Source organism: Flavobacterium sp., from assembly GCF_035760125.1.
GTDB lineage: Bacteria > Bacteroidota > Bacteroidia > Flavobacteriales > Flavobacteriaceae > Flavobacterium.
Map to the genome: position 1 here is coordinate 1 of NZ_DASTTN010000502.1, position 17,780 is coordinate 17,780.

At 34.0% G+C, this 17,780-nt stretch carries 17 protein-coding genes; 13 read left to right on the forward strand and 4 right to left on the reverse strand.

From position 1 onward, the window contains the following. The first annotated feature begins 502 nt into the window (after positions 1 to 502). The 10 genes from VFS71_RS17855 to VFS71_RS17900 all read left to right on the forward strand — a co-directional run bounded on the left by VFS71_RS17855 (position 503) and on the right by VFS71_RS17900 (position 9,257). Entirely contained in the window at positions 503 to 955 is a 453-nt protein-coding gene (locus VFS71_RS17855; RefSeq protein WP_326402966.1) for a DUF4442 domain-containing protein, read from the forward strand. A gap of 318 nt (positions 956 to 1,273) precedes the next feature. Then, on the forward strand, positions 1,274 to 1,849 hold the full coding sequence (locus VFS71_RS17860; RefSeq protein WP_326402967.1) for a nucleotide exchange factor GrpE: 576 nt from the start codon (positions 1,274 to 1,276) through the stop codon (positions 1,847 to 1,849). Positions 1,850 to 1,948: 99 nt separating this feature from the next. Continuing rightward, positions 1,949 to 3,055: a molecular chaperone DnaJ gene (gene dnaJ / locus VFS71_RS17865; protein ID WP_326402968.1), complete on the forward strand. Its 1,107-nt coding sequence runs from the start codon at positions 1,949 to 1,951 to the stop codon at positions 3,053 to 3,055. A 119-nt stretch (positions 3,056 to 3,174) separates the two neighbouring features. After that, positions 3,175 to 4,095: an ATP-binding cassette domain-containing protein gene (locus VFS71_RS17870; protein ID WP_326402969.1), complete on the forward strand. Its 921-nt coding sequence runs from the start codon at positions 3,175 to 3,177 to the stop codon at positions 4,093 to 4,095. A gap of 66 nt (positions 4,096 to 4,161) precedes the next feature. Then, a complete protein-coding gene (locus tag VFS71_RS17875; protein ID WP_326402970.1) occupies positions 4,162 to 5,478 on the forward strand; it encodes an ABC transporter permease in 1,317 nt (438 codons plus the stop codon). Between the two features lie 47 nt (positions 5,479 to 5,525). Then, positions 5,526 to 6,689 carry a sigma-54 dependent transcriptional regulator gene (locus VFS71_RS17880; protein WP_326402971.1) on the forward strand — a complete coding sequence of 388 codons (1,164 nt, stop codon included), beginning with the start codon at positions 5,526 to 5,528 and terminating at the stop codon, positions 6,687 to 6,689. 64 nt (positions 6,690 to 6,753) lie between these two features. Next, positions 6,754 to 7,473 carry a DEAD/DEAH box helicase gene (locus VFS71_RS17885; RefSeq protein WP_326402972.1) on the forward strand — a complete coding sequence of 240 codons (720 nt, stop codon included), beginning with the start codon at positions 6,754 to 6,756 and terminating at the stop codon, positions 7,471 to 7,473. Between the two features lie 112 nt (positions 7,474 to 7,585). Beyond that, positions 7,586 to 7,804 (forward strand): putative signal transducing protein, encoded by a 219-nt coding sequence (locus VFS71_RS17890; protein ID WP_326402973.1) that lies wholly within the window; start codon positions 7,586 to 7,588, stop codon positions 7,802 to 7,804. A 113-nt stretch (positions 7,805 to 7,917) separates the two neighbouring features. After that, a complete protein-coding gene (locus tag VFS71_RS17895) occupies positions 7,918 to 8,730 on the forward strand; it encodes a Cof-type HAD-IIB family hydrolase (protein ID WP_326402974.1) in 813 nt (270 codons plus the stop codon). After that, entirely contained in the window at positions 8,730 to 9,257 is a 528-nt protein-coding gene (locus VFS71_RS17900) for a GNAT family N-acetyltransferase (RefSeq protein WP_326402975.1), read from the forward strand. Before VFS71_RS17895 ends, VFS71_RS17900 begins: the two co-directional genes overlap by 1 nt. A 95-nt stretch (positions 9,258 to 9,352) precedes the next feature. Here VFS71_RS17900 and VFS71_RS17905 read toward each other — a convergent pair whose 3' ends face one another. After that, a complete protein-coding gene (locus VFS71_RS17905; RefSeq protein ID WP_326402976.1) occupies positions 9,353 to 9,874 on the reverse strand; it encodes a hypothetical protein in 522 nt (173 codons plus the stop codon). Between the two features lie 523 nt (positions 9,875 to 10,397). Between VFS71_RS17905 and mtaB the strand changes: the two genes are divergently transcribed. Next, a complete protein-coding gene (gene mtaB / locus VFS71_RS17910) occupies positions 10,398 to 11,726 on the forward strand; it encodes a tRNA (N(6)-L-threonylcarbamoyladenosine(37)-C(2))-methylthiotransferase MtaB (protein WP_326402978.1) in 1,329 nt (442 codons plus the stop codon). A gap of 130 nt (positions 11,727 to 11,856) precedes the next feature. Here mtaB and VFS71_RS17915 read toward each other — a convergent pair whose 3' ends face one another. Together VFS71_RS17915 and VFS71_RS17920 are read right to left on the reverse strand one after the other, a co-directional pair. Further along, positions 11,857 to 12,573 (reverse strand): 3-ketoacyl-ACP reductase, encoded by a 717-nt coding sequence (locus VFS71_RS17915; RefSeq protein ID WP_326402979.1) that lies wholly within the window; start codon positions 12,571 to 12,573, stop codon positions 11,857 to 11,859. 10 nt (positions 12,574 to 12,583) lie between these two features. Then, positions 12,584 to 13,420: a DUF6929 family protein gene (locus tag VFS71_RS17920; protein ID WP_326402981.1), complete on the reverse strand. Its 837-nt coding sequence runs from the start codon at positions 13,418 to 13,420 to the stop codon at positions 12,584 to 12,586. Positions 13,421 to 13,827: 407 nt separating this feature from the next. Between VFS71_RS17920 and VFS71_RS17925 the strand changes: the two genes are divergently transcribed. Next, a complete protein-coding gene (locus VFS71_RS17925; RefSeq protein ID WP_326402982.1) occupies positions 13,828 to 15,297 on the forward strand; it encodes a hypothetical protein in 1,470 nt (489 codons plus the stop codon). Positions 15,298 to 15,381: 84 nt separating this feature from the next. Continuing rightward, positions 15,382 to 17,145, forward strand: coding sequence for a cytochrome-c peroxidase (locus VFS71_RS17930; protein ID WP_326402984.1), 1,764 nt, complete (start codon positions 15,382 to 15,384; stop codon positions 17,143 to 17,145). Between the two features lie 53 nt (positions 17,146 to 17,198). On the opposite strand, the gene VFS71_RS17935 is transcribed toward VFS71_RS17930, so the two are convergent. Then, positions 17,199 to 17,708, reverse strand: a complete 510-nt coding sequence (locus VFS71_RS17935) for a hypothetical protein (RefSeq protein WP_326402986.1) — start codon at positions 17,706 to 17,708, stop codon at positions 17,199 to 17,201. Positions 17,709 to 17,780: the final 72 nt, after the last annotated feature.

Sequence of the window (17,780 nt, forward strand, 5' to 3'; positions counted from 1 at the left end):
TTTTGATTGATGATTGATGACAGAAATTGATAAAATGACTTACCTAGTAATTTCTTATGCAAATATATGTTTAAAAGAGAGTATCTTGTATCGCATAGTAGTGTATATTAACATAATATTAACAAAAAATGATTATTTTGAGAGAAAATTATATCAAATTAAGTGAGTTGTTGCTTTGCCTTTCTCTATGACGTTGATATGTAGTTAGCGTGAAGGATCACTTCACTAGATGTTATTTTCATAGGAGTTCAGTGAATTTAATTTGAGGTTAGCTACCGAAGTAGTGTGGATAGCCTGACAGTAATAGGGAAAGGGGCTGTATATACTGTTCTATTGTTTAGTCTCTTTTTTAATGATGGCATGCCCAAAGATTTGAGAAAGTTGTTATTTAATTGAAGGTAGAGTTATTTTGTGAAAGAGGTAAAGAGGCAAAATAAACTAATTATGATTTTTTATATGTACGCATAGTATTTTTTGTATTTTAGCAAAAAAAATGTATCCCATGGAATTAACAGTATCTAAATTAAATCGATTCGTATTTTTCAAACTGCCTTCTGCATTTATTTGTGGTGTACGGTTGAAATCTATTGATAAAGATAAATGTGTGGTGACAGTAAAGCACCGATGGATAAACCAAAATCCATTTAATTCTATGTATTTTGCCGTACAAGCGATGGCAGCCGAGTTGACAACAGGAGCGATGGTGATTGATAAAATCCAACAAAGCGGAAAGAAAATATCGATGCTTGTTGCTAATAATAAATCTAATTTCTCTAAAAAGGCTACAGGTCGAATCACTTTTGAGTGTAAAGACGGTCATTTAATAGAGGAAGCAATTCAAAAGACAATTGCTACTGGTGAAGGTCAAACGTTTTGGATGAAATCTATTGGGACCAACGAAGAAGGTGTGCAGGTTTCGGAAATGGATTTTGAATGGAGTATTCGATTAAAATAAGGTTGTTTTTAAAAAATAAAAAAAGCTTCGTTAACTAGAAACGAAGCTTTTTTTGATATAAGGCAATAGTGAATTAATAATTATATAGAAAACAACCTTACTTTCAATATTTGAGAGTTGTATCCTTGGGGGAGCGAATAAAAATCTGTACCAAATTTAAGTAAAACTATAACGTAATAGTCTTAAAATTATATTAAAGTTTTGTCTAAAAAAAGAGGATATTTTCTTTGGAAAATTTTTATTCTTAAAAAAAGGTGACAATTTGACATTTTATAAGTTTTGGCAGTACTTTTGCAATCGAATCTAATGAATAAAACTATGTTTAAGAATTTTTTTAAAAATAAAAGTAATATGACTACAGAAAATACAGAATTCGATCAAGAAATAGATGATGTGACATTAGAGAATAATGCAAATGGTGAGCAACTTATTATTGAAGAATTAAGTGTTGAAGAGCAATTAGCACAAGACTTAGCTAAAGAAAAAGATAAGTTTTTGAGATTATTTGCTGAATTTGAAAATTACAAAAGACGTACTACAAAGGAAAGAATTGAATTGTTTAAAACAGCCAATCAAGAAGTATTGCTTGCGATGTTACCTGTACTAGATGATTTTGACAGAGCGATAGTTGAAATCAGCAAATCGGAAGATGAATTGTTAGCCAAAGGTGTAGAATTGATTCATGAAAAATTGAAAGGAACGTTGGTTGCCAAAGGATTAGAGCAAGTTGATGTTAAAGCGGGAGATGCTTTTGATGCTGATTTTGCTGAAGCAATTACTCAAATTCCCGCAGCGTCAGACAAGATGAAAGGGAAAATTGTTGATGTTCTTGAAAAAGGATACAAATTAGGTGATAAAATTATTCGTTTCCCAAAAGTGGTAATTGGTAACTAAAAAATAAAATTGCAAATCATAAATTCTAATATGTTGAACAGTTGGAATTTGGTCCCGAAGATTTTCGGGATTAGAATTTGGAATTTACTTTAAATTATTATGAAAAAAGATTTTTACGAAATATTAGGCATTTCAAAAGGTGCAGATGCTGCTGAAATTAAAAAGGCATACAGAAAAAGTGCATTGAAATACCATCCTGACAAGAATCCTGGCGACAAAGAGGCAGAAGAAAAATTCAAATTGGCTGCCGAAGCGTACGAAGTATTGAGTGATCCTGCCAAAAAAGCAAAGTATGACCAATATGGACATCAAGCATTTGATGGTTCTGGAGGATTTGGAGGCGGAGGCCATGGTATGAATATGGATGATATCTTTAGTCAATTTGGAGATATTTTTGGTGGTGGTTTCGGTGGATTTGGCGGAGGCGGAGGCCCTCGTCGCGTAAAAGGAAGCAATTTGCGTATTAAAGTAAAATTGACTCTGGAAGAAATTGCCAATGGTGTTGAGAAAAAAGTAAAAGTAAAACGTAAAGTTCAAGCTCACGGTGTAAGCTATAAAACGTGTTCAACGTGTAATGGTCAAGGTCAGGTAATGAGAGTTACCAATACTATTTTAGGTAGAATGCAATCGGCTTCAACTTGTCCTACTTGTGGTGGTTCTGGCCAAATTTTGGACAAAAAACCAAGTAATGCAGATTCTCAAGGAATGGTTGTAGAAGACGAAACGGTTTCTATAAAAATTCCAGCAGGGGTTGTGGACGGAATGCAGTTGAAAGTTTCTGGTAAAGGAAATGATGCTCCAGGAAACAGTGTTCCAGGAGATTTAATTGTAGTTATTGAAGAAATTGAGCATGAATTTTTGAAACGTGAAGGTGAAAACCTGCACTACGATTTATACATCAGTTTCGCAGAAGCCGTTCTTGGAATTTCAAAAGATATTGATGCCGTAAACGGTAAAGTGAGAATCAAACTGGAAGAAGGAATTCAATCAGGAAAAATTCTGAGATTAAAAGGTAAAGGTATTCCAAGTATCAATGGTTATGGAAGTGGAGATTTACTGGTACACGTAAATGTTTGGACTCCAAAAACCTTAAACAAAGAGCAAAAACAGTTTTTTGAAAAAGCGTTAACAGACGATAACTTTACTCCAAATCCAGAGAAATCAGAAAAATCATTTTTCGAAAAAGTAAAAGACATGTTTTCATAACTTTTATAAATAATAAAATACAAACCCATCCTTTATTCGTTAAGGATGGGTTTTTTAATGGATAATTAAGAGAATTTAGGCTTGAAATTTTTTACTTTTACGCCAATTAAAAAAGTAGCATGAGTAATATACTTGAAGTAAGTAAAGTCGTAAAGCAATATGGTGATTATGTAGCGCTTAACGAAGTGTCGTTGACTGTTCCCAAAGGAAGTATATATGGACTTTTAGGTCCAAATGGTGCCGGGAAAACTTCACTAATTCGAATTATCAACCAAATTACGATGCCCGATAGTGGCGAAATCATCCTTGATGGTGAAAAACTTCAGCCCAAACACATACAATACATCGGATACCTTCCTGAAGAAAGAGGTTTGTACAGCACTATGAAAGTAGGTGAGCAGTGTTTGTATTTGGCACAAATGAAAGGATTGTCCAAAGCCGAAGCCAAAAAACAATTAGAGTATTGGTTTGATCGTCTAGGAATTCAAGGTTGGTGGAATAAAAAAATTCAAGAATTGTCGAAAGGAATGGCGCAGAAAATCCAGTTTGTGGTTTGCGTTTTGCATAAACCAAAATTATTGATTTTTGATGAGCCTTTTTCTGGATTCGATCCTGTAAATGCCAATGTGATTAAAGACGAAATTTTGGCATTGAAAGATGATGGCGCCACGATTATTTTTTCTACGCATAGAATGGAAAGTGTGGAAGAATTGTGTGATCATATTGCACTTATCCACAAATCGAATAAGCTGATTGAAGGCAAACTGATTGATGTAAAAAGAAAATTCAAGACCAATAGTTTTGAAGTAGGTATTCTATCGGATAATGTGGAAGGTTTGATGTTTGATATTACCCAAAAATTTAAAGTAGGCCAAGCCAATTTTAAATCCCTGAATGATGAAATAAAGCTGGAGATTCAACTTGGGAATGCTACACCAAACGAATTGCTTAATGTCTTGTCACAACGCGGTCAGGTAATGCATTTTGTCGAAAAAATTCCGAGTGTGAATGATATTTTTATTCAAACAGTAACAGGATAGATTAATTAAATTGAAAATCCAATAATTGAATAATCCAAAAGTTTAAAAATCGAATAATCTACATAAATGAGTATTATTTCATTAATCATAAAAAGAGAGTTTATTGCTAAAGTTCGCAATAAGTCATTTGTTGTCATGACTTTTTTAAGTCCGTTGCTGTTCGTTGGAATTGCCGTATTTGTTGCGTATTTAAGCTCAATGAAAGCCGAAACAAAACGTATTGCAATTCATGATGAATCAGGCTTGTTTGTCAACGAGTTTGTAGCTCAAAATAAAAAAGACAGTGAATACAGGTATCTAGATTTGTCTGCAATTGATGTTCAGGCTCTAAAAGATAGTATTGCCAAAGATGATTTTGAAGCCTTACTTTATGTTCCCCAAAAAAAAGATAATAAAGAGTTGCAACATACTATTGAGTTGATTTCCAATAATAGTCCTAGCATTATTTTTATCGAAAAAGCCCAAGGAATTATTGCAGATAAGTTGACCAAAGATAATTTGGAAATGGCACATTTGGACACTTTGGCAATAAAAGATGCCAAGGCTGAAGTAGTTTTGAATCTTTCCAAGGCATCTGGTGAAGAAAGTATCAAAGGGCTTAACGAAATAAAAATTGCAATAGGCGGTGCTTTTGGTTACCTTATCATGATGTTCATAATCATTTATGGAAATATGGTTATGCGCTCTGTAATTGAAGAAAAAACCAACCGTATTGTAGAGATTATTATTTCCTCGGTGAAACCTTTCCAACTCATGATGGGAAAAATAATAGGAACTTCATTGGCAGGTTTACTGCAATTTTTAATTTGGACCATTATCGGTTTGTCGTTAATGTTTGCTGCTTCTGCATTTTTCGGTGTCAATATTGGACCAACATCCAGAGTCTCTCCAGAAATGATGCATGTTGCTCAACAAGAATTTTCAGGGACAGCTCAAATGTATATCAAAGAATTATGGAATTTGCCTATCGCTAGTATTTTGATCAGTTTTGTGGTTTATTTTATTGGGGGATATTTCCTTTATAGCTCTTTTTATGCCGCAATTGGAGCAGCTGTAGATAATCAAACGGATTCGCAACAATTTCTTTTGCCTATCATAATGCCGTTGATGCTTAGTGTTTACATTGGTTTTTTTACGGTTATTAATGATCCGCATGGAACTATCGCCGTAGTTTTTTCAATGATTCCCTTGACATCACCTATAGTAATGTTAATGCGTATTCCTTTTGGAGTACCGTGGTGGCAAATTGCAATTTCCGTATCTTTGTTGTTCGCCACGTTTTTTGGTGTAGTTTGGTTTGCTGCCAAAATTTACAGAGTTGGAATTTTGATGTATGGGAAAAAACCGAGTTGGAAAGAATTATATAAATGGTTGAAATACTAAAGGTTATTTCAATAGTTAAATTATAAAGCCAAAATAAAAAAATATTTATGTCGAAAATTCTAATTATCGAAGACGAAGAAGCTATTAGGAGAGTATTGGCCAAAATACTTTGTGAGGAAAATGAGTCTTATGAAGTTGATGTTGCCGAAGATGGTGTCATAGGACTTGGTAAAATAAAAGAAAACGACTATGATTTGGTTTTATGTGACATAAAAATGCCAAAAATGGATGGCGTTGAATTGCTTGAAGCCGTAAAAAAGATTGATACCGAAATTCCTATTGTAATGATATCAGGACATGGAGATATGGAAACGGCAATCAATACGATGCGTCTTGGGGCTTTTGATTATATTTCAAAACCACCAGATTTAAACCGCTTGCTAAATACGGTTAGAAATGCATTGGACAAAAAGAAACTGGTTGTTGAGAATAAAATTCTAAAGAAAAAAGTCAGTAAAAAGTATGATATAATAGGGGATAGTGAAGCAATCAATCTGGTGAAAATAATGATTGATAAAGTGGCTAAAACCGATGCAAGAGTTTTGATAACCGGGCCAAATGGAACAGGAAAAGAATTGGTTGCTCATCAATTGCATGACAAAAGTGATCGTTCCGGTGCTCCAATGGTTGAGGTGAATTGTGCTGCCATACCGAGTGAATTGATAGAAAGTGAATTGTTTGGCCATACAAAAGGAGCCTTTACATCGGCGGTAAAAGATCGTGCTGGAAAATTTGAAGTAGCCAATAAAGGAACTATTTTCTTGGATGAAATTGGAGATATGAGTTTGTCAGCCCAAGCCAAAGTTTTGAGAGCTTTACAAGAAGGGATCATAACACGAGTAGGAGCGGACAGTGATATAAAAATCGATGTGCGTGTTATTGCCGCGACCAATAAAGACTTAAAAATCGAAATAGCGGAAGGTCGTTTTAGAGAAGATTTATATCATCGGTTGGCTGTTATTCTCATAAAGGTTCCTTCCTTAAATGACAGAAGGGAAGATATACCTTCTTTGATTGAGCATTTTACAAATAAAATTGCAGTTGAGCAAGGTAATGCGGTTAAGCATTTTTCAGCCGAAGCCATTCGTTTATTGCAAGAATATGATTGGACAGGAAATATTAGAGAATTACGCAATGTGGTAGAACGCTTGATAATACTAGGAGGGAACGAAATTTCCGAAAGTGATGTTAAGGCTTTTGCAAGCAAATAAAAATTAAACACAAATTAGGAATTGATTTGCAGTAAAAACTGTAATCAGAAATCTAAAATTAATAATGAAACTAAAGAAAATAAATCAAGTATTGCAAGAAGCCTTAATTGATAACGGGTTGACAGAAGCTAATGAGATGCAAAAAGAAACTTTTTCGACTATAAAAAGTGGAGCAGATGCAATTATTGTTTCCCCAAAGGGTTCTGGGAAATCGACAACTATTGTGATTAATGTCATTCAGCAATTGGTTTGTGAAGGTGAAGAGTCACCTCGCGCCTTAATCATTGTTGAAGACAAAACCAAGGTTCTTGAAATGGAAGAACTTTTCGAGAAGTTTGGAAAATTCACCAACTTAAGAGTGTATGGGGTTCATGATAAAGGTGATATGGATTATGATAAAAATTATATTTCGACAGGTATTGATGTTCTTATTGGAACTCCAAATAAATTAAGTGATATGTTTAGCACTGCGGGATATAATGTAAACCGTTTGAAAATGTTTATTCTTGATGATGCAGATCCAATTTTGAAACTACGTCATGAAACAAAAATCATGCGAATCTCAAATAGTATTGCCAAAACGCAACGTATTATTTTTACCGACCAATTGACCGAACGAATTGAAATCTTGGCCGATAAAATGTTATTAGAGCCTTATGTTTTTGATTTTGAAGAAGAATATGATGAAGATGAGGAGGATTTGGAAGAAGAAGAATCAGTTAACCCAGATGTTGATGATTTTGAAGAAGAAGATGAGGAAATTGATGATGACGAAGAAGAATAGAATTTAGGAAGAAATCAGTAGGCAGGAAGCAAGACACCGAACGAACAAGTTTTAAGATGCTTTTTAGTTTAATGATTTGAGATAATAAATAATTTAAAAAAATAAAAGCATCATGGGATTAATGAAAGTATTTTCGGGAAGTGAAATTTTAGCTTTGGCTCTGCAAGAAAAAATTGAAGCTGCTGGAGTGGAAACTACAGTTAAAAATAATATCCAATCGGCAAGAATGTCAGGTTTTCCAAATTCGGACTCAGCTGTTGAGGTTTTTATTCAAGAAACGGATTTTGCAAAGGCAAATCCGGTTATCGAAGAATTTAGGTTGAATATCTAATTGAATTAAAAGTTTTTTTTAAAAACCTTGAGGCTTAATTAGTATCAAGGTTTTTTAATGGCATAATAATTGTAAATTGTTAATTTAGAATTTATTAGCCTAAAATTTATATAATGAAAGAAGTAAAATACAAAATGCTTGTTTTGGATATGGATGACACGTTGTTGACCGACGAACATACTATATCTGATGAAAATAAGGAAATGATTTTTAAAGCCCAGGAAATGGGAGTTTACGTGGTTTTGGCATCAGGAAGGCCTACTTCGGCGATGACGACTTATGCCAAAGAATTGAAAATGGATTACTATAATTCATTTATGCTTTCTTATAATGGAGCTGTAATTACGGATCTGAAAGAAGATAAGGTCCTTTTTGAACAAACCTTAACTAAGGAACAGATTCATGAATTGTATGACTACAGTTTGAAAAACAATACACATATCATTACTTATGTAAACGATGAGATTGTTAGTGAAACAAATTCGGAATATATTGATGTGGAAAAGCATATTACAGGTTTGGCTCACAATAAAGTAGAGAGTTTTAAGGATGCAGTCCAGTCGAATGCTGTAAAATGTATTCTGCTTGAAGAACCATCTTATCTCAAAACAGTTGAAGATGATTTGAAACTGGCTATGCCACATTTGAGTGTGTCGATGTCAAAGCCCTTTTTTCTTGAAGTAGCCCAACAGGGGATCGATAAAGCCTACAGTTTGAAAAAATTGGCAGAGAAGCTAGATATTCATCAAAGTGAAATCATTGCTGTAGGAAATGCAGGAAATGATTTGACAATGGTAGAATATGCTGGTTTAGGTGTTTGGGTGGATAATGTAACTCCTGAATTAAGAGATAAAGCTGATTTAATTGTGGCATCTAATAATGATCATGGTGTTGCTGAGGTAATCAAGCGTTATATTTTGAATTAATGAAATCCTATATAGAAACCGAAAGATTGATTTTAAGGGAAGTGATTACTTCAGATGATGAAGGAATGTTTGAATTGGATTCGAATCCCGAAGTGCATCGTTTTTTAGGAAACAAGCCTGTAAAGAATATAGAGGAAAGTAGGTTGTATATCGAAAATTTAAAACGACAATATGCGGATAATGGAATTGGTCGTTGGGCTGTAATCCTAAAAGAAACCAATGAATTTATTGGTTGGTCCGGTATAAAGTTAATTACGGAGCCTATTAATAATCATCAAAACTTTTATGAGATTGGTTATCGTTTTATACAAAAGCATTGGGGAAAGGGATATGCTACGGAAGCTGGATTGGCTTTTGTAGATTTTGCCTTTAATGAAATGAAAGTAGAGAATCTTTATGCGTACGCAGATGCTGGAAATAAAGGTTCAAGAAATATACTCGAAAAATTGGGAATGCATTATGTCAATTCCTTTGAATATGATGGAGAAGAAGAAGTTTGGTATGAAATAAAAAATCCAAATTTATAATTTCTCTTTTTACAAAATAAAAAATCCGTCTCGTTGAACTGCCTCAAAAAAATAAATACTATGGCAGTTCAACGAGACGGATTTTTTTATGGGGTTTATTTTTTAGCAACAGAAATAAAATAATTATTTCCATCACCCATCGTAAGTTTTACTCTTTCATCACACACATCGATATTGAATTTACCATTGTCATAACAAGTACAGGTTGTTTTCTTGTCTTTTGACATTTCGTTGTCACATTTTCCTGTTTTATAACCTGCCAATTGTGGAGTGTAAAAAGAAACCAAATCAGTTGAAGCGGTTACTAATGAAATTATGCTTGCTGAGTTGTCATTTGCAATTCTGTAAACGATTCTGTCAGTATAGTTGATGTTGTCCACTGAAACTTTTCTGATATAAGTATAAGAAGTTGAAGCCGTTTCAACTGATTTTTCCTCAAATTTAAAACCAAGGGCTCTGATGTCAAGATTGAATTTTTCTTGTGAATTGTAACTAGCCCAATTAGTTAAAGTACTTATTGTTGGGAAAGGATTTTTAGTTGCGATTGTCGGTGCATTTTGAGCTTGTATGCAAAGTGTAATAAATAGTAGGGAGATTGTGAGGTAGAATGATTTCATTTTGTTTTTGTTTATTTAATATTGACCTACTCTTTATGGTTTTCGGCGATCCCATTTATTGTTGTTTATAGTATAGTTTTTTCTAAAATTTAATTTTCAGAAAGATTGAGGCAACATATACAAGAAATGTAATGTCATAAATTTAATCCATCTTTTAAACAGATAAAATTAGACATTATTACTTTTCAACTGAATTATTTTTTTGAAATAATTAGTTTTTTGAGATTTCGAATAACGGTACATTTCAGCTTTATTTGGTATAAGATAAAGCTAGTGCCGTTGTATTGTTTTTGGAAGTGTGAAATTAGTATTTAATTAAATAAGAACAAAACCTTGAAGAGAAAAATAAAGCTTTTTTAAAGTACATAACACCATCTGCTTAAATAATAATCTTATGGTATTAGGCCTAAAGGTTGGGAATGATATGAATATAAATAATCATCAGCTTTATAGTGTAAATTTTTGTTCGTAAATTTGCGCACTTAAATTTTTTGACAACGATTTCATTAATTTAAGGTTAATTATGGAGAATAGAAAAAAAGTCGCTTTTTACACGCTTGGTTGCAAACTGAATTTTTCGGAAACATCAACCATTGCACGTAATTTGGAAGATGAAGGTTTTGATCGAGTTGATTTTGAGGAAGTGGCTGATATGTATGTAATCAATACTTGTTCGGTTACAGAGAATGCAGATAAACAATTCAAACAAGTGGTTCGCAAGGCGATGAAATTGAATGACAAGGCTTTTGTAGCTGCAGTAGGTTGTTATGCACAGTTGAAACCAGAAGAATTAGCGAATGTTGATGGAGTGGATTTGGTTCTTGGAGCGACCGAGAAATTCAAACTGGCAGATTATATCAATGATTTATCGAAGAATGATTTTGGTGAAGTACATTCGTGTGAGATAGCCGAAGCTGATTTTTATGTTGGAAGTTATTCAATTGGAGATAGAACTCGCGCCTTTTTGAAAGTGCAGGATGGTTGCGACTATAAATGTACGTATTGTACAATTCCGCTTGCTCGTGGAATTTCGAGAAGCGATGAATTGGAAAATGTATTGAAAAACGCTTACGAAATTTCGAAACAAAATATCAAAGAAATTGTACTGACAGGTGTAAATATTGGAGATTATGGAAAAGGGGAATTCGGGAATAAAAAACACGAACATACTTTTCTGGAATTGGTTAAGGCATTAGACGAAGTCGAAGGAATTGAAAGATTGCGTATTTCTTCGATTGAACCTAATTTATTAAAAAATGAGACGATAGAATTTGTGTCAAAAAGCAGAACTTTTGTACCGCATTTCCATATTCCGTTGCAATCGGGAAGTAATGATATTTTGAAATTGATGAAACGTCGTTATTTGCGTGAAGTTTATACTGAACGAGTAAATAAGATTCGTGAAGTGATGCCACATGCCTGTATTGGTGTGGATGTGATTGTTGGGTTTCCTGGTGAAACTGATGAACATTTCTTGGAAACCTATCATTTCCTGAATGAAATGGATATTTCGTATTTACATGTTTTTACTTATTCTGAGCGTGATAATACTGAAGCCGCTGAAATGGATGGAGTTGTTCCTGCCAATGTTCGTGCAAAACGAAGCAAAATGTTAAGAGGTTTATCCGTTAAAAAACGTCGTGCTTTTTATGAAAGCCAGTTGGGAATCAATAGAACCGTTCTTTTTGAAAGTGAAAATAAAGAAGGCTATATTCACGGTTTTACAGAGAATTACGTAAAAGTGAAAACGCCTTGGAATCCAGAATTAGTAAATACTTTGCACGAAATCAATTTGACAAAAATTGATGAAGACGGAAGTGTTCGAATGGAGTTTTTGAATGTTGAGGTTTAAAAAATAAATAGCAAACTAACATTACAGATATAACCTTTTAAAAATTTAAAAGGTTCTTAGAACCATTAAGAGATTAAGAAAATTAAGAGCGAAATCTTAATGAATCTTAATCTCTTAATGGTTTTATAATTTAAGGATTTGTTGACCAAATACTGCTGTTTTTGATAAATACGCGTCGGTTTAATTTTAGCTGGGCAATGATTAATTCAGCCATATCTTCAGATTGCATTACTTTTTCCGGATTGCCATCGGTAAGGTTTAATTCTTTTGCCATATCGGTTGCAACAGTACTTGGAGTTAGTGCTGTAACACGAATGTTGTGTTTGCGTACTTCTTGCATCAAAGAGTCTGTCAATCCCAAAACGGCAAACTTAGAAGCACTATAGGCACTGGTTAATGCATTTCCATTTAATCCTGCTGTTGAGGAAATATTGATAATATCTCCTGTTTTTCTTTCAATCATGTTGGGTAAAATAGCGCGGGTTACATAATACGTTCCCATTAAATTAACTTGAATGATGCGTTCCCAATCGGTTGGTTCTAATTCTAAAAAATTACCAAAAGCTGCAATTCCGGCGTTATTGATTAAAATGTCAATGGTTTTAAATTTGGCTAAGGCTTTTTCTACTGCTGAATTTACGGAGTTGATATTGGCAACATCGGCGGTTATGGCTAATGATTTTACGCCGTATGCGCTTGATTCTTTGGCTACGTCATCGATTTCTGATTGTGTTCGAGCTAATAAAATTACATTTACGCCTTCTTTTGCCAAAGCAATGGCTACTGCTTTACCAATTCCTTTTCCGGCACCCGTAATTAGGGCATTTTTATTTTTTAAGTCGTTCATTATTTTACTTTTAATGTTTTTTGTTTAATGTCAATTTATAAATATTAGCTTCCAAAACCTCAGTGTCGTTATCCTCACATAGGAGGAATTCGATTGTGTCTGATGAATTTTTAAAAATGGTTAATCCTTCAAATTTATGTGTGTCGCTGATTTTTTTGGTAAAATCGATTTTCATGGTTTTGGTATCGATACAACCGATGAAACTTCCCAGAATTTCACCATCGTTATATGTGGAATCAGTGTCTTCGGCGGTTGACAAAAAGTAAATTTTATCATCGAGAGTAACGGCATCGGTGAAACTACTACGAACTCCTTTTATTTTGGGTAGTTTATAGTTGTTGGAAAGAATGTTGAATTCGTTAATCAAGTTTTTTCCTTGGATGGTAAATAATACATTTTTGGCTGATTTTCCGTTGCCGCGGTTGAATAAATACCATTCTTCACCAGTATAAATAGCGCCTTCTATATTGAAATCTTCGGGTTTTATTTCTCCAAAACTTTGCATAACTGAATACAAATCTGTTAGGTCATTGGTGCTTATTTCTTTTTCAAGTGTGTTGATTTGGATCATTTTATTCCTTTTTGCAGTTGACCCAGAACCAAAAACATAGAGATTGTCTCCAAAATGAGTGATGGCCTCAAAATCAGGTTTTTCACTTTTGGCAATATTTTCGGTTGCGTTTTCTATGATCTCGTGGCGTTGCAGATTTTTGGATTCTGTGCTGTATTCGTATAAGAATCCGCTGTTGTCACCTATGATAAATAAACTATTGTCTTTGTAAATGAGTCCGGATGCCGAACCAATTCCGATAATGTGAAAAAGAATTTCAAGTGTGAATTTTTCCATGAAAAGTTGTTTTGTAAATGAATGCCCTAGCCCAGATGGAAGTGAAAATCCTTTTGAAAAGAACAGCTATTTTTTTCTTGTACTGGCAAAGCGACCGAAGGAAGCTCTTGCAAGGACTTAGAAAAAAAGCAGTTCTTGAAAAAGATTGTAGCGAACAGCTGGATTAGCTTCCCAAAAGTAGTCTTTTTTGTTGGTAGAGGAAAATAGAACCTTTATTTTGAAGGGCATTACAGCGAAAAGCGATGAGTTTTTACAGCTTTGTTTTCTTGTGTATTTGGCGGGTTAATGTAAAATAATTGATATTTTGTTTGTTTTGATTAACTTTTATTGAAGTTTTGTTAATATTTAGTTCATTTTTAGTTGAAAATATGGAGGTTTCTTTGTGTTGAATTTAAACAAATAACCAAATGAAAAAAATTATCCTATCGATGCTTGCAGTTGCATCATTAGTATCATGTAATAATGATAAAAATGCAGAAGAAAACCCAATCAATAGTACTGTTTTGGCAGCCAATCAATCAGTAACTCCAGTTTTGTTGAAAAAGCAAGCGGGTTTTGAAAAACTTGAATTGTTTTCTCTTATTAGTTCAGACGATGTTTTACCGGGAAGTCCAAATTATGTTTTTGGAGGTTCAGCAGATGGTTCTGGATTATTAAAAAATGCAGATGGCTCTTTTACATTTTTAGTAAACCAAGAGGACAACTTTTCGGTATCCAGAATAACATTGGACAAAACGTTCAAACCAATTAAAGGGGAATATTTATTGAATTCAAAAGGAGGTACGTGGAGATTATGCGGGGCTACAATGGCTACTCCTGCGGAACATGGTTTTGGGCCAACGTACTTGACTTGTGGAGAATCTGGTGAAGAGTCTCGTACTCACGCTTTGAATCCTTATGGGGATGTGGGAACGGCAAGTGTTTCTAAGGAATTGGCAGGGTTTGGACGTTTAAGCGCCGAAAATGCTTTGCCTTTGAGAAAAACAGCTTTTGAAGGTAAAACTGTTGTAGTTATTGGTGATGACGATTCCGGAACTTATGGAGGTCAGTTGTTCATGTATGTGGCTAATACAGTTGGTGATCTTGCAAACGGTTCTTTGTACATGATGAAAAGAACGGATGGTAACCAAAGAGAGAAAGACATGGTTACAGGAAAGAATTATCCAGTTTCTTTTGTGAAAATTGAAAATCATACTACTTTGACTGGTGCACAAATTAATGCTGCCGTAAATACTTTGTCTGCCATAAAATTTGGTAGAGTGGAAGATCTTGATTACAGAAAAGGTGGTGATGCTGCCGATCGTGAAATTTATTTTAATGTTACTGGTCAAAATACGACTGGGACAAATGCCGATGCTTCGAGAACAAAATATGGTAGAGTCTATAAATTGAATTTGGATGCTGCAAATCCATTATCGGGTACTTTACAAGTGTTGCTTGACGGTGACGATCGTACGGGAATTGCAGGAAAGTTTCAAAATCCAGATAACATCTGTGTGACTAAAAACTATGTTTATGTTGAAGAAGATGCCAATGGATATGGTGATGAAACACATGACGCTTATATTTATCAGTACAATATTGCCACAAAACAACTAAAAGTGGTAGTAGAATTGGACCACCGTCGTACAGCAGCGGATGCTGGAAAGTATAATGTAGTATCTGCTCGTGTACCAAATCCAGAGGAAAAAGGAGTTTGGGAATATGGTGCTTTAATTGATGTTTCTGAACAATTGGGTATTGATGATACATTCTTACTGAGTGTTCAGCCTCATTCTTGGTCAGGTGAAAAATATAAAGGAAAAGATGGAGGAGGTGGTCGTCCTAATGAAGATCAAGCGAGCCAAATTGTTTTAATCAAAGGATTAGCTAGATAATTTGTACTTTTTTATTTTTTTTCAGAAGCTCACGGTTTCATTTTTTGAAGCCGTGTTTTCTGTTTTTTATTTTTACACTTTTATATGAAAAATATTGTTCTCCTTTTGATCTCTTTTTTATTGTTTTCTTGTTCCGATTTTAAATCCAAAGCCGAACAAATTCAAGATTTGTACCAGTCGGATTTGGTTGTTTTGCAAAAAGAGGTTACTCAATTGCAACATTTGGTTGAAGATGGAGCAAATCAAAAGCAACTTCAAAACCAATTTTTAAAAACACACCAAAGTTATAAAAGGGTCGAATCTATTAGCGAATATTATTTCCCGACAGTTTCCAAAGCGATAAATGGTCCTGCACTTGATGAATATGAATATGATGATGGAATTACCGTTCCTCCTGCAGGACTTCAGGTAATTGAAGAATATTTTTTTCCGGTGTATGATAAGAATACTAAAAATGAGATTCTAAAAGAAATTGGGATTCTCAACGCTAATTTGTATCGTTTGGAAATGATTTCGAAAACAAATTTGTTAACTGATTCTTCTGTTTTTGATGCGATGCGTTTGGAGGTTTTTAGAATAATTACTTTGGGAATAACGGGATTTGATTCCCCGATTGCACAGAATTCTTTGGCGGAAGCCATGACTTCATTGGAAATTATCGAAGAGCAACTTATTATTTATCAGGATGACGAACAAAGCCCCAAAACTTTAGGACTGCTAGAAGGCGGGAAGGATTATTTGAATAAAAATTCGAAGTTTAATGAATTTGACAGGGCCTATTTTATTAAAAAATATTTGAATCCTTTGAGCAAAGCTATTTATGAAGCGCAATCGGATTTGAAAATTCCTTTTTTTAAGGAAAGCCGAGGATTGAAAGTTACGGCCCAAACATTATTTGACAGAAATGCTTTTGATGCCGAAGCTTTTTCAGGTTTTCCAGACTATAAAACTACAAAGGAGAAAATTGAATTGGGCAAATTATTGTTTAATGACCCTGTTTTATCTGGCAACAATACCCGCTCATGTGCTTCTTGTCATTATGCCGACAAAGCTTTTACTGATGGTTTGGAAAAAGCAGTCACATTGGATGGAAAACAAATGATAAAAAGGAATACACCAACACTCTCCAATATTGCTTTTCAGCGTAGTTTTTTTTATGATTCGAGAGTGAATTATCTCGAAGATCAGGCGGTTGCTGTTATTACAAATGAGAACGAAATGCACGGATCTTTGGAGAAATCAGCTTCGGATTTAAAAAAGAGTAAAAAATATGCTGCGCATTTTAAGAAAGCATTTCCAAACAAGGAAATTACCGCTTTTGAGATTAAAAATGTTTTGGCATCATATATTCGGTCTTTGAGTAATTATGATTCCAGATTTGATAGTTATATGAGAGGTGAAGAAAAATTTAATCTCGATGAAATAGCCGGTTTTAATCTTTTTGCAGGCAAAGCCAAATGTGCAACTTGTCATTTTATTCCTTTGACAAATGGAACGGTTCCACCTAATTTTGATAGATCAGAAAGTGAAGTTCTTGGCGTTCCTGGAAAAGACAAAAAGATAGACGGAGATTTAGGGAAATTTGATTTGACTAAAGCTGAAGTGAATCGGCATTCGTTTAAAACGCCTACGATTCGAAACATTGTATTAACAGCTCCTTATATGCACAATGGTGTTTTCAAAACTTTAGAAGAAGTAATAGATTTCTATGATGGCGGTGGAGGAAGTGGTTTGGGTTTCAATTTGTCAAATCAAACTTTACCTGGAGATAAATTAAATTTAACACCATTGGAAAAGAAACAGCTAATTGCTTTTATGAAGACATTAACAGATAAAAAGCAATACTAAAGATCAAAAAAAAGCCCTGAACTTCAGGGCTTTTTTTAGAGATACTAATTCTTTTATAAATCAAATCCATAGGCTACACGCAATGCAATTTGATTGGTGTCATAATCGGTATAAGCTTCATAACGTACACTTACATCAATGTTTTTATTGGCATATCCAATTCCGGGAGACCAGATATATGTGTTTTGGTCATAACCGTTGGTTACTGCAAAACCACCACCTACTTCACCTAACACATAAAATTGATCTTCCCAAACGAATGCTTTAAATCCAATTTTCGCAGGAATAAAACCTAGATCTTTAATGTTTTGATCAATGAACAAATTGGTGAATCCCGTTGTAAGTGTTAGAGACGCTTTTGGAGTTAAATCATATTGAAGACGAACATCACCACCTAATGACCAGTCATATGTATCATTGTTTGTTGGCATTCCTCCATTAAGACCAATTCCTAATCGGAATCCTTGGTCGAAGCTTTTTGTGTCTTGAGCTTGTGAATTGTTTGCAAATAATAATGCGATTGTGAATACAGATAACAATTTAATTTTTAATGTAGTTTTCATAATTGAATTTTGGATTAATTTTTTTTTGATTGTTCTGTTTATTTGTTTCAGAACAACAGGGCAAATGTAGGG